This is a genomic window from Shewanella basaltis (genome assembly GCF_023283885.1).
In the GTDB taxonomy this organism is placed as follows: domain Bacteria; phylum Pseudomonadota; class Gammaproteobacteria; order Enterobacterales; family Shewanellaceae; genus Shewanella; species Shewanella basaltis.
Genome location: NZ_JAKILA010000009.1, coordinates 16957 through 38448, shown reverse-complemented (window position 1 = coordinate 38448; position 21492 = coordinate 16957). Strand labels below are relative to the sequence as shown.

Sequence of the window (21492 nt, the reverse complement as noted above, 5' to 3'; positions counted from 1 at the left end):
AACGCCTTTAAAGCCGGAATCCAGGTGTTCAGCCCGTCGTTCCGGCAACGCTTTTAAAGCCGGAATCCAGGTGTTCAGCCCGTCATTCCGACAACGCTTTTAAAGCCGGAATCCAGGTGTTCAGCCCGTCATTCCGGCAACGCTTTTAAAGCCGGAATCCAGGTGTTCAGCCCGTCATTCCGGCAACGCTTTTAAAGCCGGAATCCAGGTGTTCAGCCCGTCGTTCCGGCAACGCTTTTAAAGCCGGAATCCAGGTGTTGATTGCCGCTTTAAACAAAATCAAAAGCAACACCTGGATCCCTGATACAAGCACTCAGGGATGACGAGCAAAAAAGATAAGGCAACATCAAAAAACAAACAAAGCTAACGACTAGGTTATTCTGGTTACGCCAACTACTTTGCCAATTGCTTATTAGTATTAAGATGATGCCCACTACTTTGGCGTTTGCTTATTAGCCTACAAATAACCCTACTACTCCGTCATTCCGGCAACGCTTTTTAAGCCGGAATCCAGGTGTTGCTTGCCGCTTTAAACAAAATAAAAAGAAACACCTGGATCCCTGATACAAGCATTCAGGGATGACGTGCGGTAGGACAAAGCCTAGTACCTAGAACCTTAAGCCAAAAGCAACACCTGGATCCCCGATAAAAGCACTCAGGGATGACGTGCGGTAGGGCAAACCCTAGTACCTAAAACCTAGCACCTTCAATGGAACAAACTCTAAGCCACTCACTCATAAACGATGTAATAATTTTTACCAAAAAAAAAACGGCGCAGATGTCTGCGCCGTTTAAACTGGGTTTACATAAGGTTAACGAAAACCTTTAAGTAAACTTTCAGCTTCTGCTTGTTGGCGTTCATTACCGTCAATTTGCACTTCTTTCAATAGTGCTTTGGCGCTGTCTTGATCTTCAATTTCAATGTAGGCACGTGCTAAATCCAATTTTGCATTTACCGAATTTTCTTCATCATCAACATCAATCATATCGGCGTTGCCAATTAACGAATTAACTTCTCCCATATCGACATCGACGTCTTTATACTGATCCGTTTTACCGTCATCTTCATCCGCATCGTTCAATAGTTTATCAATGTCGATATAACCATTTTCACGTTCAAAGCTCATCAAATCGTCATCGCTAAAGTCAGCGGGTTGACGGCGCTCTTTTTCATCTAACGCGGCAAGCGCTTCATCTACGGTTAAGTTGTCATCGCTAAGAATGTAGTCATCGTCAGATAAAAACTCATCGTCATTATCATCATTTAACGACTGCGAAAAAGCAGCAAGCAAGTCATCGTCGCTCACATCAATATCATCAGCTTCTTTATCTGCGCTCGCGGTTTCAGCAGCTTTAAGCAAATCGCTTTCCCACTCGAGCATTTGCGGCTTAGGTTTGTTGGCCTTTAAGTCGTTAAAGAAACCAGAATCTTTATTGGCTTTAGCCGCCGGTTGCGCCTTAGCGTCAGCTGCGGGCTCATCAGATTCGTCAGTGTTAGCATCTTGGGTGAATTCATCATCGGCCATTGATGCCAGCAAGGCATTAAGTTCATCTTCAGACGTGTCAAGGTTATCGGCCACATCAGTATCGTTTGAGTTTGCATCATCAAGTGAAAATGCCAAGGGCTCGTCGTCTAACGCTTGTGTATCTGTTTCGACTACATCATTTGTGTCACTTTGTGCCAATAATTCATCAAGTTCAGTGTCAAAAGATAACTTGTCGTCAGTGTCAACAACAGGCTCATTGGCGTCACTGTCATCGGTTTGGTTCGACTCTAGGTCAGATAAATATTGATCCAGTTCATTAAACAGATCTTCATCTTCAAGGCTGTGTGAATTGTCTTCTTGTGGCGCGTCATCTTGCGGCTCATCAAAAGACAAATCAATATCATCATCTGCATCTTCTTGTGCCAATGACTTGTCAGGAGCTTCACCATAAGCATCTTGCTCATAATGACGAGTCGGCGCTTCTAGGGCCTCTTCATCGGTGAGAGGATCCAGGATTGATGGCATTTCAGGTTCGTCAAAGCTTGCAAGTAACGCATCAATGTCCGCGTCACTGCTGTCATTTAAGTTGGCAGCGGTATCATTGTCATCTGTGTCGAGTTCAGCGGCAATTTGCGCGGCAATATCTTCAAGTGCTTCATCATCGGTTTCAGTATCACCTGCAACCTCACTTTGCTGTTCATCGTTGCCATTATCGAGCTGAGGTTCGTCAACAGGTTCGCTCAAACTCGCCAGTAGCGCGTCGATGTCGTCATCGCTTGGCTCATTTTCAGCGTCATTTTCACTTAATTCATCGGCGTCCTTGTCAGAACCCTTATCTAAGTCGTTGTCTAAGTCATCTTCTAATTCAGCCGCGATTTGCGAAGCTAAATCTTCTTCATCGTCTGCAACCTCGCTGGCACTGTCTTCGGCATCATCGTCGGCATTGGCCTGTGTAACATCAGACTCAGTAACAGGTTCATCAACAGGTTCGCTCAAACTCGCCAGTAACGCGTCGATGTCTTCATCGCTTGGCTCATTTTCAGCGTCATTTTCACTTAATTCATCGGCGTCCTTGTCAGAACCCTTATCTAAGTCCTTGTCTAAGTCATCTTCTAATTCAGCCGCAATTTGCGAAGCTAAATCTTCTTCATCGTCTGCAGCCTCGCTGGCACTGTCTTCGACATCATCGTCGGCATTGGCCTGTGTAGCATCAGACTCAGTAACAGGTTCGCTCAAACTCGCCAGTAGCGCGTCGATGTCTTCATCAGAATCAAGAGAGTCCACGTTGTCTTCGGCTTCATCATCTTGCAGTTCTGCGGCAATAAGTGCTGCCAAATCATCGTCGGTATCGACCGTATCGCTGTTTAGTGGCTCTTGAGAAGCGTCATCAGCAGTTGCATCTAAACCCGCTAATAAAGAATTAATGTCATCATCAGACGGCTCAACATCATCGTCATCAATTTCAAGTTCAGCCAGTAACTCATCTACGTCAGACGTTTCATTGTTGTCAGTTGTTGGCTCCTCAAGATCGGCAGGCGCGTCATCGTCAACAGGCTCTGCTTGTGCATCACTATCAGCTTCTGCCGCTACATCTGCGTCTAAATCAGTCTCAGCATCTAAATCAGTTTCAGCTTTGGTATCAACATCGTCTGCTTCTGCTTCAACTTCAGTTTCGGCTTCGGCTTCAGACTCGGCTGGCATGTCAAATTCGGCTAATAACGAGTCAATGTCATCATCGGTCGAAGCGGTTTCTGGTTCGGGTTCGGGTTCGGGTTCTGCTTCTGTCTCTGCTTCTGTCTCTGCTTCTGTCTCTGCTTCTGCTTCAACTTCGGCTGGCATATCAAATTCAGCCAATAACGAGTCAATGTCATCGTCAGTCGAGGCGGTTTCAGGCTCTGATTCTGTCTCAGCATCTAATTCAACTTCAGGTTCGGCTTTTGGCTCGGCTGGCATGTCAAATTCAGCCAATAACGAGTCAATGTCATCGTCTGTCGAAGCGGTTTCTGGCTCTGATTCTGTCTCTGATTCTGTCTCTGCTTCTGCTTCAACTTCGGCTTTTGGCTCGGCTGGCATGTCAAATTCGGCCAATAACGAGTCAATGTCATCGTCAGTCGAGGCGGTTTCAGGCTCTGATTCTGTCTCTGCTTCTAATTCCACTTCAGTTTCGGCTTTTGGCTCGGCTGGCATGTCAAATTCAGCCAATAACGAGTCAATGTCATCGTCGGTCGAGGCGGGTTCTTGTGCGTCGGTGTCAATATCGTCAATCGACACGGTTTCTTCAGCTTCGGGCTCGGCTTTAATATCAAACTCGGCTAATAACGAGTCAATATCATCTTCAGCTGATGCATCAAGCGAATCGTTGTTGGGTTTATCTGCGTCTAAATCAGCCAGTAAACTGTCTAAGTCATCTTCTGGCGACATAGACGTGAGTGATGCTGCGGGCTCGTCATCTAATCCAGCTAACAAACTGTCAAGATCGTCATCATCTTCAAGCGGCTCAAGTTCAGAATCTTGCTCTTCCATGGCCTCTGCCCATAGGTCATCAAGAGACGAGCCTTCGTCATCTTCTGCGCCAAATTCATCATCTTGTACCGTTGCAGACGCCATACCTAAATCGTTGTCATCAGCAAGAGAGGCTTCTGGTTGTAAATCTACACTGTCTAAATCTAATAAATCATCTATTGATTCGTCTGAATCTGAGTCAAGGTGAATCACTACATCGTCGGCATCGTCATCAACAGCCATGTCATCGTCAAGGCTATTGTGTTCGGCATTGTCAGGTTGTTTAGCCACATTGTCGGTTTGTTTTTGTTCTTCAACGTTAGCAGGCTGTTTATTATTGCGGCGGGTTAGCAGCCAAAATATAAACCCAAAAATCAATAATAAAGGCACCGATGCCGCCACAATCAGCAACAGGGTGTTATCCATTAAGGTGCGCCAAAAATCTTGTGGCTCTTCTATTACTGGTTCTACCGAATTCACCTGTTGTAATAGTTTTTCGTATTCAATGGTTAACTTGTCGTGTTTTTCATTAAGCAGTTGAAGATCTTCTTCAAGCGACGAAATATTTAACGACATTTGGCCAATTTTGTTTTTAAGTGCTTGGTTATCATTTTGGCTAACCATTAATTCATCTTGCACTCTGGCAAGCTCGTCGGTAAGCATTAATGTTTTTGCATTGGCTTTATCAATCGCCTGGTTAAGGTCTTTCACCTCGGCAGCGTTAACTTGCTTTACAGTCTCTGTTTTTACTGGGGTAGGTGTTTGCTGCGTTATTTGTAGCGGTTGATTGGCATTTGGGGTTTTAACAACTTCAACAATGGGCGATGGTTTATTTACCACGGGCGCGGGGACACTACGAGCTCTTTGAGATTGCTGTGCTATTCGGCGATCATCCTGATCGGCGCGGCGACGGGCAACATCATCAGGAATGGCAGCCATAACATCCGCTGAAGGAATTAATAAAATCATTCCGCGTTCTAGCGTATTGTAATTATTGCCACTAAAAGCGTGCGGGTTAGCCTCAAACAATGCCGCCATAACTTGGTACACACTAACACGATCATTGGGGCGTACTTTTTGAGCAATACTCCAAAAGGTATCTCTTGAGGTAGTTGGACCATATTGACGCTTAGCTTGCTGTTTAACCTCTCCATTAGGCCCTGTTATTTTTAGCGTTTCAGCATGAACAGAATCAACTAGTTGTAAGCTGGTTAAGCCAACGGTCGCACAGGCAATCAAACCCAAAATGTAAGAAGTACGCAAAGTCATCCAATCCTTCCCTTTAAGCGCTAATAAGTTACCGTCGTGGCAACAGGCTGTAGGCAATTTTTATCATTAATATTTATTATCATTACTATATCAAATCACATCGGTTTTAAGCTAACGTTTGCGTCTAATACCAATATGCGATCATGCTTACTGGTTAACATCGATTATAACGTTGTAAGAAATGTTAAAGGTAAACAACTACCTCATTGTAATTTCTGCCTTGTTCTAAGCGATTTTTCCTACGCAATCTCTCAACACTTATTTATCCAGCTAGGTATAAAAAAGCAGTATAGATGTTAAAAATGATACGCTTACGACTATAAACTAGTTCCGCCAGCCCTGCTACTACTGCAAGGTGTAAAACAAAAAAAGCCTGCTAGGTGCAGGCTTTTTAAACTAAATCACTTCACGATTAGTACATTAGTGTTGAGCAAGGCTCAATCAATAGTAATCTCTAATCAAAATCTCAGCGATTTGCACACTGTTTAGTGCCGCACCCTTACGAATGTTATCGGCAGTAACCCATAAATTTATACCATGAGAATGAGAAATATCTTTACGGATACGCCCTACATACACAGGATCGTTCCCCGCAGCTTCAGTAACCGCTGTTGGGTATTCATCGTCGCTTTCAAATAATTCAACGCCAGGAGCATTACGTAAAACGGCTTTAACATCTTCTGCATCAACAGGTTGACGCGTTTCAATGTGTACGGCTTCTGAGTGACCATAAAACACAGGTACACGCACAGCAGTTGGGTTAACCACAATTTCGTCGTCGCCAAAAATCTTTTGGGTTTCCCACACCATTTTCATTTCTTCTTTGGTGTAGCCATTTTCCATAAACTTATCAATTTGTGGCAGCACGTTAAAGGCTATCTGTTTAGGGTAAACAGAAGGCTCAGCCGGTAAACCCTGTAGTAACTTAGCGCATTGGCTCGCTAATTCTTCAATGGCTTTTTTACCCGTACCAGAAACAGATTGGTAAGTCGCCACGTTAATGCGTGAAATACCAAACGCATCATAAATAGGTTTAAGCGCCACCAGCATCTGAATCGTTGAACAGTTTGGGTTAGCAATAATATTGCGATTACGAAAATCAGCAATGGCTTCTGGGTTTACTTCAGGTACCACTAATGGCACGTCAATGTCGTAACGAAAATGTGAGGTGTTATCAATAACCACACAACCCGCTTCCCCTGCTATGGGTGCCCACTTAGCAGACACATCGCCACCGGCTGAAAAGAAACCAATTTGCGCTTGGCTCCAATCAAACGTTTCTACGTCAAGAATTTCAACTTGTTTACCGTGAAAACTGACCGTTTCGCCAGCACTGCGACTGCTCGCCAATGGAAACAACTTAGCAACCGGAAAATTACGCTGCTCGAGGATCTCAATCATAGTTTGACCCACTGCGCCCGATGCACCTAACACGACTACATTAAATTCCTGAGACATAATTAACGCTCGACTCCTATTATCCAGTTTGAACAATCAATCTACCCTAGTTTAGTTGTGCTTTACTAGGGTTAATGTATTAAAAAAGCCAGCTTTGAAGTGATTTTTTCTCAACTGGCTAAAAAAGTGGGTTTATCTCAGGGAATAAAAGCTGCCAAGTGGCAAATATCCGTTAATTGCTAAAGTAACGCACTGGCCCTAATTAACCTGCGAGTTAAAACCTAAACGGTGTAACAAATTAAGGTTGTCAGGAGCCTGTAACGATGCATTTTGTAGGGTTATCGCACTAAACTCTCGGCGGTAAGTATGCTTTTTACGCATTTGATCAAACCCGGCCGCAGTTGCAAAACAGCCTCTAAATTTCACGTCATCGTCGCGTAAATCGTACACTAAACGCGATAAACTCAACAGTTGGCTCTGCGATGGCATATCTTGTAAATGCACCCGACTAAATTGAAACGGCGGTAATAAGCTGACTAAGGTCTTGTCGGCATTAACCCCCAATACATTGCACAAGGTTTGATACAACATAAACGTACCACGGGCTTTGCCCTCTAAGCTGTAGCCCGCAATATGCGGTGTTGCAAACTCAGCTAAAGCAACTAACTCAGGCATTGGGTTTGGCTCACCTTCCCATACATCAAGCACAAGTTTGACATCGTCACGCCGTTGTTTAAATTGAATTAACGCACGGTTATCAATCACTTCCCCACGGCAGCAATTAAGCAACCAAGTATTGGGTTTTAATTGATTTAAGCGCGCTTCATCAAACAAATACCAGGTTTTATGTTTACCCTGTTTAGTGATAGGCACATGCAAACTAATAATGTCAGCCTGAGCAATCAAGGTGTCTAAAGACACAAAATCACGGCTATCGCCCTGCTCAGCCTTCACCGGATCGCACAATAACACCTTAAGCCCAAATGCCTCTAAACACTTAGCCGCAGCAGTGCCCGTGTTACCAGCCCCCACAATACCAACCACTTTACCGCTAAGCGGTTGTGCAAAGCGCTGAGCCAACTCAAGCATAGCAATAAAAGCAAATTCCCCAACTGCCGTAGCATTACAGCCAGGAGCGTTTGTAAATGGAATACCACGCTGGGCAAGGTATTCAACATCCACATGGTCAGTACCAATAGTGGCACTACCCACAAATTTAAGTTTATGAGCTTTTTCAATCAGCGCCGCATTCACTTTAGTAACCGAACGCACCAACAACACATCAGCATCGTTAACCTGTTCAGCGCTAAGATTACGTCCATTAACAAACTCTATTTCGCCCAAGCCGCCAAACAAGGCGTCAACATAGGGCATATTTTCATCGGCAATAATTTTCATTTGGGCATCTTATTAGTAGGCGAATCAACGACAATGCATCGCACTTTATCAAGCGTATCTTATAACAAAGCCCGCCACTGAACGAGGAAAAAACAACACCTGGATTCCGGCTTTAAAAACGCTGCCGGAATGACGTAGTAGTGGATGGTGTTTGTTACCTTTTTTGCTTTATGTTTTTCGCTCGTCATCCCTGAATGCTTTTATCAGGGATCCAGGTGTTTCTTTTGACTTTGCTTGAAACGTAAAGCCAACTGCTGGATTCCGGCTCAACAGCGTTACCGGAATGACGGGCTGAACACCTGGATTCCGGCTTTAAAAACGCTGCCGGAATGACGTAGTAGTGGATGGTGTTTGTTATCTTTTTTGCTTTATCTTTTCGCTCGTCATCCCTGAATGCTTTTATCAGGGATCCAGGTGTTTCTTTTGACTTTGCTTGAAACGTAAAAACAACTGCTGGATTCCGGCTCAACTGCATTGCCGGAATGACGGACTGAACACCTGGATTCCGGCTTTAAAAACGTTGCCGGAATGACGAAGTAGTTGGGCGTTAGCGGAATGACATAGTAGTTGAGCATTAGCGGAATGACGGAGTAGTTGAGCATTAGCGGAACGACGTAGTAGTTGGATGTTGGCGTAATGACATAGTAGTTGGGTGCAGCTGAAATGACGTAAATAAAAAAGCCAGCGTTGTTTCCAATGCTGGCTTTAATGTATTCGCAGTCAGTGCTGCAAGCACATATTATGCTTTATATTTGCGCATCACTAAGGTGGCGTTTGTACCGCCAAAACCAAAGCTGTTACTCATAATGGTGTTCAACTCTGCATGGCGCATTTCTTGTACCACTGGCATGCCTGCGGCTTTTTCATCAAGGTTATCGATGTTAATGCTAGGAGCAATAAAGCTGTTTTCCATCATAAGTAGGCTGTAAATTGCCTCATGCACACCGGCGGCACCTAACGCATGGCCCGTTAACGATTTAGTTGAGGCTATTGCAGGCATGTTATCACCAAACACTTCACGTAACGCCTCAAGCTCACGCATGTCACCTACTGGGGTTGATGTACCATGGGTGTTAATGTAATCAACTGGAGTATCAACATCGGCTAATGCCAATTTCATACAACGTACGGCACCTTCACCAGACGGCGCAACCATGTCATAACCGTCAGATGATGCACCATAACCAACTATTTCAGCGTAAATTTTCGCACCACGAGCAAGCGCATGCTCTAGCTCTTCAACAACAACAATCCCGCCGCCGCCAGAAATAACAAAACCATCACGGTCTGCATCGTAAGTACGCGATGCTTTTTCTGGGGTTGCATTGTACTTAGTTGACAACGCACCCATAGCATCAAAGCCCATGGTTAACGTCCAGTCAATCTCTTCAGCACCGCCAGCAAAAACCATGTCTTGCTTACCCATTTGGATTAGCTCAACTGCATGGCCGATACAATGGGCAGATGTTGCACACGCTGAACTAATTGAGTAGTTAACCCCTTTAATTTTAAACGGTGTAGCTAAACATGCACTGGCAGTACTGGCCATAATACGAGGCACAATGTAAGGCCCTACACGTTTTACGCCTTTTTCGCGCAATGTATCAGCAGCTTGAACCTGGTTTTTAGACGACGCTCCGCCCGTACCAGCCACTAAACCAACACGAAAATTAGAATATTGTTCTTCAGTCAAATTAGCATCAGCGATGGCTTCTTGCATTGCAATATAAGCATAAGCGGCTGCATCACCCATAAAACGAAGCGCTTTACGGTCTATGTGTTCAGTTGGGTCAAGTTTAATATCACCCCAAACCGTGCTACGTAATTGCATTTCTTCAAACTGCGCAGAGTGGGTAATACCGCTACGGCCAGCTTTTAGCGACTCAGTCACTTCTTGCTTGTTATTGCCGATACTTGAAACAACACCCAATCCGGTGATCACGACTCTTTTCATTTTATTTCTATCCATTTGGTACATGTCGGTACTTAATTGCGGCAATCATAGCTTCTTTGCAGCAATTAAGTGGTCAGCTTTCCATAAACGCAGGTAAAATAATGCCAAGTTATGGGGCATGAGTAAAATATTTTGAATAAAACCACATCGATATCTGCATACAACAATAAACAACATGGTCACAAAAGCCAATTGCAAGAACGCAATGATGCAAACAACCATCAATTAATAAAACAGTATATCGACACTGTATTGCAAACCCATGACGTTAATTCACAATCAAAAACAAGCAATAAACTCATTACTCTGGGGCAACTTGGCCTTAGCGATGGCCATGAATTGTTATTGTTACAAGCAGCCCTACAACACAAAAATAAGTCACTTAGCTGCCAGCAACAATACCGTGTGCATCTTATTGTGTTGACGACAAATCCTATTAATAAACAACACCTTAAACAAATATGGACGCAACAAGGCTTATTAGCACCAAGCCATCCTTTATTTGCATACACCAATGCGCTATTAAAAACGGAGCTGGCCGCCATAAAAGGTTGCCAACGTCTTACGCTCAACAATACTAAGCTAATTATTGATGTGTATTGCGGTAAACCGCTTGAACAATTAAAGCTCATCGCGACCCCAGCAACCCAGGCTGTAGAGCACTGGCTTGCCCTAGCCCATACGTGCCAAACTGAATCTTTGGATCACTATTTCAACCCAGCCGTTTTATGGCAATGCGGCCGGTTAAGCAGCAACAACGCCAGCGTTTATATCGCAGCCGAAGAATCGGCCAACATCATTGCAGTTAATAAACAACTACAGCATTGTGGCTTTGTTACTCACAACAACAAGCACACCAACAAGCACACCAACAAGCACACCAATAACGAAGACGAAATAGCAATTGCAGAACGCAAGGCACTAACTCAACACATAAAACAGCAGTTTGCCTACAACCCCATTGCACACAGCATTAACAACGACCAGCCTATCGCCATTATTGGTGGTGGTATTGCCGCGGCAAGCCTTGCCTTATCGCTAGCGCAACGTGGTAAAAGCAGCATTATTTACTGCAAAGACAACCAGTTAGGCCAAGGTGCATCAGGCAACAAGCAAGGGGCAGTCTACCCGTTACTCACGCCAGAAAACGGCCAATTGAGCCAGTTTTTTCAACAAGCATTTCTATTCAGTCGCCGCCAGGTGCAATCTTTAGTCGATGACGGCTTTCACATAGGTCATCAATGGTGCGGCGTATTGCATACCGGGTTTGACGAGCGCAGCGAAACCAGATTAACCAAAATCATCAACGGCCAACAATGGCCACAAGAAATAGCCACAGCAGTTACTGCACAGCAAGCAAGTGACATCGCCAGGGTAACTATCGATAAATCTGGTTTTTATTATCCACTCGGTGGCTGGGTGTGCCCGTTTGAATTTGCACAAGCAGCCATCAGCAAAGCGCAAACACTCGCTAACGTTAAGGTTGTTTATAATAGTCAAATCAATCGCATTGAATCAGGCCCACAAGGCTGGCAACTGTTTAGCGACAACCCCACATTGGCCATTGCAACTCATCAACAAATAGTTGTGGCATCGGGCGCACAACTTACCGACTACGCGCAAACAAAGCAGTTGCAAATCAGTGGTTTTAGAGGCCAGGTTAGCCATATCCCCGCACAAGGAGAATTAGCACAATTGTCTACTGTCATTTGTGCAAACGGCTACTTAACCCCGCAACATAATCAAGTACATTGCGTAGGCGCAAGTTATGTAAAAGACCCAACCCATCTTGATTTTTGCCCACAAGAACAACACGAAAACAGCCTGAAGATGAAGCAAAGCTTCCCTAATTCAAACTGGCCAAACGATATTGATGTTTCAAACAACGATGCCAGAGTTGGCGTAAGGATGGTCAGCCGCGACCACTTCCCGGTAATGGGATGCGCAACTGATGTTGAAGCGTTATTTGACCGTTACGCCGTTCAGCAACAATCAAAAAACAAGCCCAGCGATTGGCAACATTACTGGCAAACCACACCCGCACCTATTTATGACGGCTTATATGTTTTAGGTGGCCTCGGCTCCCGCGGCCTAAGCTCAGGCCCACTGGTTGCAGAATGTTTAGCAGCAAACTTATGTGGCGAACTCTCACCTCTCAATTTGGAGTTACAAGCCCTACTCAGCCCCAACAGAATGTGGCTACGCAAGCTATTAAAAGGCAAAGCATTAATGTGATGCTCTAGCAACTCGCAAACTCGCCACAGAGCGGACTTAGTCCTTCTAAAATCTAGGCAACACCTGGGTCCCTGATACAAGCACTCAGGGATGACGAGCAAAAAATGATGACAAATAAACGCTCACTACTTCATCTTTTACTTATTCGTCTACAAATGCCCCACTACTCCGTCGTTCCGGTAACGCCAACTACTACGTCATTCCGGCAAAGCTTTTAAAGCCGGAATCCAGGTGTTTGGCCCGTCATTCCGGCAACGCTTTTAAAGCCGGAATCCAAGTGTTGATTTTGGGTTTCTAGGCCCTAGACTCTAGGAACTCGCAAGCTCGCCAGAGGATCTAGATTCTAGCAGCGTAGCGTCCTAGCAGACCGAAGGTCGCCCTAGAACCTAGCACCTTAAGTCAAAAGCAACACCTGGCCCCCTGATAACAGATCTCAGGGATTACATACTAAAAGAACAAAACTTATCTGTATTCTTCTAATAAGCCCGCTAACTCTTTCTTAAAGTCTCCGCCCAACTTAGGGTCGCGAAGGCCGTATTCAACAAAGGCTTTCATGTAACCAAGTTTGTCGCCACAATCGTGCGACTTACCTGTCATATTAAAGGCTTCAACAGTGTCAGATTCTATTAGCATATCAATAGCATCAGTTAACTGGATTTCATCACCAGCACCAGGGAGCGTGCGCGCTAATAAATCCCAAATCTTCTCAGACAATACGTAACGGCCGACAACGGCTAAATTAGAAGGTGCTTTGCCCACTTCAGGTTTTTCAACCATGGTAAAAATTTTGGTTGAATCACCAGGGTTGATGGTTTCGCCACCACAATCTGCAATACCGTATTTATGAACCTGATCATCTGGCACAGGTGCAACCATAATTTGGCTAGCACGAGACTCACGAAAACGGATTAACATTGACGCTAAATTTTCAGTGCGTTGATCGGCAGAATATGAATCTAAAATCACGTCAGGTAGTACAACGGCAAACGGATTATCGCCAATACAAGGCTTAGCACATAATATCGCGTGGCCTAAACCTTTAGCTTCACCCTGGCGCACGTGCATAATGGTGACGTTTTTAGGGCAAATAGATTGGACTTCGTGCAGTAACTGACGCTTTACACGCTTCTCGAGTGTTGACTCGAGCTCATACGATTTATCAAAGTGGTTTTCGATGGCGTTTTTACTGGCATGGGTCACCAACACAATCTCTTTAATCCCGGCACTGACACATTCGTCAACAATGTACTGAATAAGCGGTTTATCCACCAAAGGCAGCATTTCTTTTGGGATGGCTTTAGTAGCAGGTAACATACGAGTGCCTAAACCGGCAACGGGAATAACAACTTTCATAAATATCCTTATTTAGCGTGTGCTAATAGCAAAGTTAAAAAATAAAAAGGGAAAAGGTAAAAGTATAAAAGAAACACCTGGATCCCTGATACAAGCACTCCGGGATGACGAGCAAGAAGATAAAGCAAAAAATGATGACCAATAAGCGCTCACTACTTCGTCTTTTGCATATTCGTCTACAAATGCCCCACTGCTCCGTCGTTCCGGTAACGCTTTTAAAGCCGGAACCCAGCTGTTGTATTTACGTTTCAAACAAGGTCACAAGAAACACCTGGATCCCTGACACAAGCACTCAGGGATGACGAGCAAGAAGATAAAGCAAAAAATGATAACCAATAAACGCTCACTACTTAGTCTTTTGCCTATTCGTATACAAATGCCCCCCTACTACGTCGTTCCGGTAACGCTTTTAAAGCCGGAATCCAGGTGTTTTATTTACGTTTCAAGCAAAGTCAAAAAAAACACCTGGATCCCTGATAAAAGAACTCAGGGATGACGAGCGGTAGGGCAAAAGCAACACCTGGGTCCCTGATAACAGATCTCAGAGATGACGTGCAAAAAGATAAACCAACCGCAGGTTTGCGCTTATCTCGATTTTTTGGGGTTGTCCGATGGTAAATACCGCACCAGCCAACACAACGTTAAAATAGTTAAAAACAGCAAAGTGTTGGCTGGTGATTGCAAATTAAAATCCACTGTACAATGGATCAGCATGTGCACAATGGCCATTGCACAACCAAAAGCAATGCCTTTATAAAGTTTATTATTACGCAAATACATGGTTCGGCAGGCTAACCAAAAGGCATATAACACCCACAGGCCTAAAATAGCAGTCATCACCACACCATATTCAACCACAAACTGCACATATTCATTATGGGCATGGTCGTAAAAGCCCGAATAAAACTGGGGTTGGTACTGCGGGAACACAGTATAAAAACTGCCACCGCCTGTGCCGGTCAATAAATGCTGCTTAATAATCGGTATACTATCAATAACCACTTCATCGCGAGTTTCTGAACTAAAAGAAGTGTCTTCTAAACGCTGTTTTACCTTATCAACACCAAAAATTGACCCTACGATAAGTAAATCAAGAATAAAAATACTGATAACTAAGGGTTTAAACAGGGTTGGCGGCCTGCGATAAATAAACATCGACAACAGTGACACCACCCCAAGCGCAGTAAAAAAGCCTGCATTCCCCATACGTGAACGGCTTAAAATGAGGCCGATCACCATAATAACAATAGCAAGTCGTAAAATGATTTTACGGCTAAACAAAGTGGACAATAAGTCGATAAATTTTTGCCTAAAATCAGTATCAGACTTGCTAGTTTTAAGCTCAGATAACAGCCAACCAAAGGCGATACTTAAACAAAGTGCAAGGTAATTTGCAAAATGGTTTTGGTAAACAAACGAACCACGCGCCCTATCGCCGTCCTGATAACCAAAAACAGGCGATGCCTCTAACTGCAACAAATTTAATAAGGTGCCATAAAAAGCTTGCAAGCAACCCGAAATAATAATGGCAATAAACAGCCAGCGTAAGGCTTGCGCATGCTGACAATATTGGCTTAATAGTAAAATAAACAGGGTATAACAAAAGGTTTTTAGCAATTGCTGCGCGGTTTGATATGGGTCAAGGGTATCGATTGCCGGGATCCAATTGAGCAATTGTAAACACAAAAAACCCAACATTAACCCAGTGGGGATCAATAAATGCTTTTGCCAACGATAGCGAAATAATAATGCATTATGTTTAATGCAATACACTAAATGCGCAATAGCCAAACCAATAACCATAAACTCTAAAATCGCTAACGCCCAAATACGATTACTACCTAACGGCAGTGGCACCCAAACAATTAATACACAAATCGCAAGAAGCATTATGCGCTCAAATGGTCGCCAGGATAAAACATCATAATGTTGGGTCATTTGCGGCACATATCCTGTTTAATCCAGTTTTCATCCTGGGCACTAGGCCTTGGCGTCATATAAGTAAAATAGGTACATAGTACAGGCGTTAATTGGTATTGACTGGCTAAGCTTTTTAAGTCGTTACGCATACGCCAATTGGCTGAGGCAGCTTTTTTAGCCGTTGTAAAAACAAATTGTTTTTGACTAACCGTTAAATTTGGCCATGATGCAAAACCAATCGATAATATTTGATGAAGAACTTCAGGTGTATAGGGGCCATACTGCTGCGCCTTTATTAAATAGGGCCAGGCTTTATTTATATCACGCTGAATAAAAGCCAGGTTATAAGCATAGTCACTATAGGCATTCGGCCATGTGGGTCTAAAGCGAATTGCGTCTGTATATAATTGGTTAAACAATGGAGGGTTAGGCTGTGCTAATGATGAAAAAACACCCCACTCCATCACCTTTGCTAAGGTCAATAAATAGTGCGCGTTCTCGCTGTCAATGTTATAGGCATAATCGGCAGCCAACAGTGCATTAGCATATTGCAAGTCAGACGGTATATTACCCTCGCTCCACTGGTCAATATAAAAGCGAGACTTAAAATGATAGGCACTCGCCAGCCCTTTTTGCACCAAAATAGGCAGTAACGCAACAAGCACAAATACCATTAACACATAAAAAACGCTTCGCTTTGACACTACTGGCTTTTGTGTAAAATGACTTTTCATCAAGCAAGCCCCATTTTTTGAGCATCCATATCCTGGCTATCCTTTTTACAAACACATTATTGCTTGGTGACAAAGTCAGCTCACACAATTTTACTCTGTTGTTTCAACCTAATAAGCTCATTAAAAATATTTGTTAAGAGACTAGAGCATCAGAAATTAACTTAGGCGTTACTGTACTGATTTGCTCGGCATAATCCACAGCGGTTAACTCGGTAATTAACTGTATCGCCTCAGCCATTTTTGGCGGCCGGCGTTTTATGGAGTGGCAGTCGGACGCCACTATCGAATAAACCCGCTGTTTAATCCAATCTTCGCTTAAATACTTGGCACTAGCGCCCATGTCGCCAAGTAACGATGATGCCGTTAACTGTAATAAACACCCTGCCTGCACAAATGCGTTAATGCGTTCGGGATGGCTTTGTAATTCACGGTTGCGCTCAGGATGAGCAATCATTGGCAGTACGTTTCGCGCCAACAACCAATTAATGAGCTTATCGGTTCCCGCTGGAATATGACTACTCGGTAACTCTAATAACAAAACATCATGGTTATTATATCGGCCCAAAAACGGCAGTTTTTGTTGCTCAATGAATAAAAGGATCTCTGGCGCTATTCTCACCTCTGCTGCAGCGTACAACTCAACAGACAACCCTGACTGCTTAACCGCGTCGGCTAATACCGCATAGGCGGTATTAATTGTTTCCAGGTTATTATCAAAAATACCTAAGTGAATATGAGGCGTTGCCACCATTCGTGACACCCCTTGCTGCTCAGCTAGGGCTATTAACGCTAGGGCTTCATCAACTGACTTAGCCCCATCGTCTATGCCCGCTAAAATATGACAATGTAAATCTATCATGCTTTAGTATTGGCCGAGTGTGCTGCAGGGTCTTTTATGGCGTATTCAGTGCCATACGCCTGGTAATAACCATAATCGCCCTCATAGCGCTGCGCTTCTTTGGTATTAAACTGATTTAACACCACACCAAACACCTTGCTGCGCGCCTGGTTTAACTTAGCCAGAGTTAACTTAATTGCCTCGCTGCGAGTATGGGCTGCCTTTACAACCAATACTGTCGCATCGCACAACGCGGTAATAATCAATGCATCACTCACAGCATGAATGGGCGGCGTATCAATAATAATTTTACTGTATTGTTTTTTTAACTCAGCCAATAATTCAGCAAAATTAGGCGATGCTAATAACTCTTGCGGGTTTAACGGCACCGCACCTGCAGGCATAACATCTACGTTAGGCTTAACCTCTTTAACAATACAACTGGCAATACTGTCAGTGCCCGACAATACATTGGCAAGCCCTGGCTGGTAGGTAGGCAATCCAAAACGTAACCCCAGGCTAGACTTACGTAAATCGGCATCAATAATTAACACTTTTTCCATGGTGGCATAAGCAAAAGCCAGGTTCATTGATGTGCTGGTTTTCCCTTCATTAGGGTTAGACGACGTTACCTCGATTGTATTTAGCTCGCTACCCATGGCCATTAACGACATGGAGGTTCTAATGGTTCTAACCGCCTCGGCATGCAATGGTGTACTGCTGTCATAAAAGGCAAAGTTAATCTCATCATAGCTAGCCCCTTTTTTGGCTTTAGGTACGTAACCCAGGGCTCGTTGCGACAAGAGTTTTTCAACATCATCATTGGTTTTAATGGTGTCGTTTAAAGCATCAAGTATTAATACCATCACCATGGCAAAGCCTAAACTGGCAATAAAGGCCAAAATAATAATCACCTTCTTTTTTGGTTTTTCTGGTAATAAAGGGACAACGGCTCTGTCGGTAAAACGGGCGACTGGCGAGTCAAAATCTCCGGTTACCTCCGTTTCTTTTTGACGAGCTAAAAAACTATCAAAAAGTTGTCTGTTAGTATCAACTTCTCTTAGCAAGCGTTGGTAGTCAGTGTCTTTGGTACTGAGGTTTTGAAACGAGCCTTTTGATTGATTAAATTGCTCCTCTAACGCCGCCAAGGTTTGTGCTGCGGTTTGCGCTTCGTCTTCTATCCCCTGCACTAAACGGCTTATTTGTTTGCGTAAATTTTGCTGCACCGTGTCTAACTCAGCCTGGGCTGCAATCATTTTAGGGTGTTTAGGGCCATATACTTGCTGCAGCTCAGACACTTTACGCTCAACTAACACCACCTCACGCTTTACGTTTTGTATCGATAAATGCGCTGTTACCTCTGGCAGGCTCTCTAAACGGCTTATATCGGTAGCGCCATAGCGTTTAACTACCGCCATAAAGCTGTCTGCCTGGGCCTTGCGTGACCTCGCAACGGTAATTTCGTCGCTTAAGCGCTCAAGCTCTTTGGCATCAAGCGCTGTCACACCTTCAACATCAATTAAGCCATTTTCAAGCTTAAATTGTTCAAGCTTATGCTCAGACTCATCTAACTTTAAGCGCAAGTCTTCTAGGCGGCCGCCTAACCAGGTATTGGCTTTTTGGGTCATACCCAATTTAGCCTCTAACTGGCTAACAATATACGTATCACCAATAGCATTAGCCACTTTAGCCGCTAACTCAGCATCTGGGCTTTCAAAGCTAATATTAACTAGTTGGGTTTTTGGTACAGGCGAAATACTGATATTTTGGGCAAAACTATCAATTAATCTGTGCTTGGCAATATCCTGGCTGGCCTGTGAATCACTAGCTACCTCTTGAGGGATAAAATTAAGTTGCGACTTTAACTCTGCAAACCAGCCTGGTGGCTGATTAAAAGCCGGGTGATTAATTAAATCAAGCTCATTAAATACTCGCTCAGCAATACTGCGCGATTTAATAATTTCAAATTGGGTTAAATAATACTCTTGCTGGCCAGAATTAATACCATATACTTCATCAATTTTAATCGCTTGGGCTTGTGCAGCTTCAATTAATAGTGTTGATTTTGCACTGTAAATGGGTGTCATACTCAGTACAACAAATACCGTTAATGCTGTAACCAATAAGGCAAAAGTGATAATTCGCCATTTAAAACGTAAAATAGGCTGTACCAGCTTTTTAATATCAATGAGTTGTTCCATTTGTGCTTGTGGTGTTTGCTTATTACCTTGAGCATTCGAAGGGGTACGACGTTCAATAAAACTCATTAAAAAAACCTCTGCTCAATGGTAATGGTATCGCCAGCCTGTATCACACTATTAATGGTGCCATTTTCAGATTCAACTTTACTGCCCTCTCGGGAAATTTTAATTTTTTCTTGCGAGGCACGCTCAGTGAGTCCGCCCGCAAGAGCGACGGCCTGGTTTACCGTCATCCCTGGTTGGTAGGGGTAACCACCAGGTTGTTTTACTTCACCATGAATATAAAACGGCCGATATTCAACCATGCCAACAAACACATTAGGCTCAACGAAATAATCGCCTTTTAAGCCGCTATATACTAATTGCTCAACTTCTTTAATGGTCAAACCAATTAAGGTTAACGAGCCTAAAAAAGGGTAATTAATGGTGCCGCTATTAGTAATTTGTGTCTCGAGGGTTAATGCCTCTTCACCGTATACTTTTATCACTATGGTATCACCGGCACCAAGCTTGTAACTTTGGCTTTCAGCTTGTGCTGTTATTGGTATCATTGCCAAAAACAGCACAAACATAGCAGTTAATATTGTCGCTAAATACTTCATGTTGGTCCTACAGGGTCATTTCTGCTTTAATAAAATACACATTTCTATCATATACGTATTGGCTATCTGTCGAGTCAACCTCAAAAATATCTACCCCTGTGTTTAAAGTTAACCAGCGCGTCACGTAATAGTTAAGGCCAAGTTGATAGACTTTACTCTTATCTTCACGCTCTACACCTGTGTAGTCATCATCAACTTGTTTAAAGCCTATTGATGAGGTAAATAAATCACTCCATTCATGGTGCCATTTAACCGCATAACTGGTGCCTCGCACAAAATCACCAAAGCCATTGGGATCGCGGCTTGCTCTACCAGTACTGAAATCAAAAGCAGAATAAGTTAATGGTTTCCAGGTCACTTTGGCGTCCCACGATAAGCCACTAAAATCTTCACGATCTGCATTATCAAAACGTTTATTTTGGTAACCTACTTTAACACTGCCTTCGGTAGATGCTGTTGCCTGCCACTCTGCACCGACTCTTGCAGTATTTGTTACACTGTCACGGTCACCTGTAGGATCGGTTAACTCATATACGGTATCGACATGTTGAAAGTCTAAAAAGATGCTGGTCGCAGAACGAGTATCATAATAAAAGGTTGCACCCAATGTAGTATCATCATAATTGCGATATTGAGTTACCGTTTCAAAATTAGAGTATTCTTTAGAAGAATATTTGGCATTCGCACGAATACGGGCGGGTGTCGTTTTTGCACCATACTCATAGTAGCCGCCAACACTTGTAATGTCGTACGCATTAGGTTCGTTTTGATCAGCACCACTGGTGCCCTCAAAAATCCCACTACCTCGATCTTCATGGCCAACGATATAAGCGGCATCAAAACCAAATCGTCTAGACTGGTTTACGTCTACTTCAGCTTTGGCTTTGAGTAATGCATCTAAATAATTATCATCGCTGCTTGAAAAGTAATCGCCATATTCAAGCGCAGCATCAACAGTAAATACGGTTTGACCATCAATTAACTGTGCTTGCAATGCCGGCGTAACAGTCATCGCCCAGCTATCAAACTTTTCATTTGCATCGTTTGCACTAGTAATGTTGTCGTCGTATTTTAATCCAGAATTTAAGCCAGGGGTAAAATCAACACCAGATTCGGTACGAATCACCCCAGCTTTTTCATCTGCGGCTATCACAACATTAGCCATAAATACTGAAGCGACAGCAACAGACATGCAACTCACTTTAAATGGTACATTCATGACTTATATCCTTATAAAATATATACATGGTAATTATTAACACTGGCACAATTGCCAATGGGTAAACTTAAAACTCTAGAGTCGACGGATAACAGATAACGGCTCACGGAACGCTTCGCTTATAGGTAATAGGTTCAGGCTCCGTCCTCGAATGCTTTTATCGGGGATACTAGGTACTAGGCTTTTATCCTACTGCCCGTCATCCCTGAGTGCTTTTATCAGGGATCCAGGTGTTGCTTTTGCGCTTGCCTTAAGAGCCAACACCTGGATTCCGGCTTTAAAAACGTTACCGGAATGACGAAGTAAACACCTGGATTCCGGCTTTATAAGCGTTGCCGGAATGACGTGTAGCTGGCGTTACCGGTATAACGTAAATGCTTTT

General features: G+C 43.6%; 12 protein-coding genes. 1 reads left to right on the top strand and 11 read right to left on the bottom strand.

The features are described from left to right. Window positions 1-812 precede the first annotated feature (812 nt). From L2703_RS08490 to fabB, 4 genes are all read right to left on the bottom strand, one after another. The gene (locus L2703_RS08490) at window positions 813-5258 is read right to left on the bottom strand and encodes a FimV/HubP family polar landmark protein (RefSeq protein WP_248970674.1); all 4446 of its coding nucleotides are present in this window, start codon (window positions 5256-5258) and stop codon (window positions 813-815) included. Window positions 5259-5699: 441 nt separating this feature from the next. Beyond that, window positions 5700-6716, bottom strand: a complete 1017-nt coding sequence (locus L2703_RS08485; protein ID WP_248970673.1) for an aspartate-semialdehyde dehydrogenase — start codon at window positions 6714-6716, stop codon at window positions 5700-5702. A 198-nt stretch (window positions 6717-6914) separates the two neighbouring features. Beyond that, entirely contained in the window at window positions 6915-8054 is a 1140-nt protein-coding gene (locus L2703_RS08480; protein ID WP_248970672.1) for a 4-phosphoerythronate dehydrogenase, read from the bottom strand. A 739-nt stretch (window positions 8055-8793) separates the two neighbouring features. Beyond that, the gene (gene fabB / locus L2703_RS08475; protein WP_248970671.1) at window positions 8794-10008 is read right to left on the bottom strand and encodes a beta-ketoacyl-ACP synthase I; all 1215 of its coding nucleotides are present in this window, start codon (window positions 10006-10008) and stop codon (window positions 8794-8796) included. Window positions 10009-10140: 132 nt separating this feature from the next. Between fabB and mnmC1 the strand changes: the two genes are divergently transcribed. After that, window positions 10141-12243 (top strand): FAD-dependent 5-carboxymethylaminomethyl-2-thiouridine(34) oxidoreductase MnmC1, encoded by a 2103-nt coding sequence (gene mnmC1 / locus L2703_RS08470; protein WP_248970670.1) that lies wholly within the window; start codon window positions 10141-10143, stop codon window positions 12241-12243. Between the two features lie 462 nt (window positions 12244-12705). Here mnmC1 and galU read toward each other — a convergent pair whose 3' ends face one another. The 7 genes from galU to L2703_RS08435 form a co-directional block, all read right to left on the bottom strand. Then, window positions 12706-13596, bottom strand: a complete 891-nt coding sequence (gene galU / locus L2703_RS08465) for a UTP--glucose-1-phosphate uridylyltransferase GalU (RefSeq protein WP_248970669.1) — start codon at window positions 13594-13596, stop codon at window positions 12706-12708. 585 nt (window positions 13597-14181) lie between these two features. After that, complete coding sequence (locus L2703_RS08460) at window positions 14182-15534, bottom strand: O-antigen ligase family protein (RefSeq protein ID WP_248970668.1); 1353 nt, start codon at window positions 15532-15534, stop codon at window positions 14182-14184. Continuing rightward, entirely contained in the window at window positions 15531-16250 is a 720-nt protein-coding gene (locus tag L2703_RS08455) for a hypothetical protein (protein ID WP_248970667.1), read from the bottom strand. The genes L2703_RS08460 and L2703_RS08455 overlap by 4 nt, the downstream gene beginning before the upstream one ends. 133 nt (window positions 16251-16383) lie before the next feature. Further along, a complete protein-coding gene (locus L2703_RS08450; protein ID WP_248970666.1) occupies window positions 16384-17109 on the bottom strand; it encodes a tyrosine-protein phosphatase in 726 nt (241 codons plus the stop codon). Next, a complete protein-coding gene (locus L2703_RS08445) occupies window positions 17106-19355 on the bottom strand; it encodes a GumC family protein (protein WP_248970665.1) in 2250 nt (749 codons plus the stop codon). Before L2703_RS08445 ends, L2703_RS08450 begins: the two co-directional genes overlap by 4 nt. Further along, the gene (locus tag L2703_RS08440; RefSeq protein ID WP_248970664.1) at window positions 19355-19891 is read right to left on the bottom strand and encodes a polysaccharide biosynthesis/export family protein; all 537 of its coding nucleotides are present in this window, start codon (window positions 19889-19891) and stop codon (window positions 19355-19357) included. Before L2703_RS08440 ends, L2703_RS08445 begins: the two co-directional genes overlap by 1 nt. Window positions 19892-19898: 7 nt before the next feature. Beyond that, window positions 19899-21110, bottom strand: a complete 1212-nt coding sequence (locus tag L2703_RS08435) for an outer membrane beta-barrel protein (RefSeq protein ID WP_248970663.1) — start codon at window positions 21108-21110, stop codon at window positions 19899-19901. Window positions 21111-21492: the final 382 nt, after the last annotated feature.

What these genes read in the sequence shown, in the direction of transcription:
- L2703_RS08490 (WP_248970674.1), bottom strand. Translation starts at nt 5,258, where the DNA reads ATGACTTTGCGTACTTCTTACATTTTGGGTTTGATTGCCTGTGCGACC.
- L2703_RS08485 (WP_248970673.1), bottom strand. Translation starts at nt 6,716, where the DNA reads ATGTCTCAGGAATTTAATGTAGTCGTGTTAGGTGCATCGGGCGCAGTG.
- L2703_RS08480 (WP_248970672.1), bottom strand. Translation starts at nt 8,054, where the DNA reads ATGAAAATTATTGCCGATGAAAATATGCCCTATGTTGACGCCTTGTTT.
- fabB (WP_248970671.1), bottom strand. Translation starts at nt 10,008, where the DNA reads ATGAAAAGAGTCGTGATCACCGGATTGGGTGTTGTTTCAAGTATCGGC.
- galU (WP_248970669.1), bottom strand. Translation starts at nt 13,596, where the DNA reads ATGAAAGTTGTTATTCCCGTTGCCGGTTTAGGCACTCGTATGTTACCT.
- L2703_RS08460 (WP_248970668.1), bottom strand. Translation starts at nt 15,534, where the DNA reads ATGACCCAACATTATGATGTTTTATCCTGGCGACCATTTGAGCGCATA.
- L2703_RS08455 (WP_248970667.1), bottom strand. Translation starts at nt 16,250, where the DNA reads ATGAAAAGTCATTTTACACAAAAGCCAGTAGTGTCAAAGCGAAGCGTT.
- L2703_RS08450 (WP_248970666.1), bottom strand. Translation starts at nt 17,109, where the DNA reads ATGATAGATTTACATTGTCATATTTTAGCGGGCATAGACGATGGGGCT.
- L2703_RS08445 (WP_248970665.1), bottom strand. Translation starts at nt 19,355, where the DNA reads ATGAGTTTTATTGAACGTCGTACCCCTTCGAATGCTCAAGGTAATAAG.
- L2703_RS08440 (WP_248970664.1), bottom strand. Translation starts at nt 19,891, where the DNA reads ATGAAGTATTTAGCGACAATATTAACTGCTATGTTTGTGCTGTTTTTG.
- L2703_RS08435 (WP_248970663.1), bottom strand. Translation starts at nt 21,110, where the DNA reads ATGAATGTACCATTTAAAGTGAGTTGCATGTCTGTTGCTGTCGCTTCA.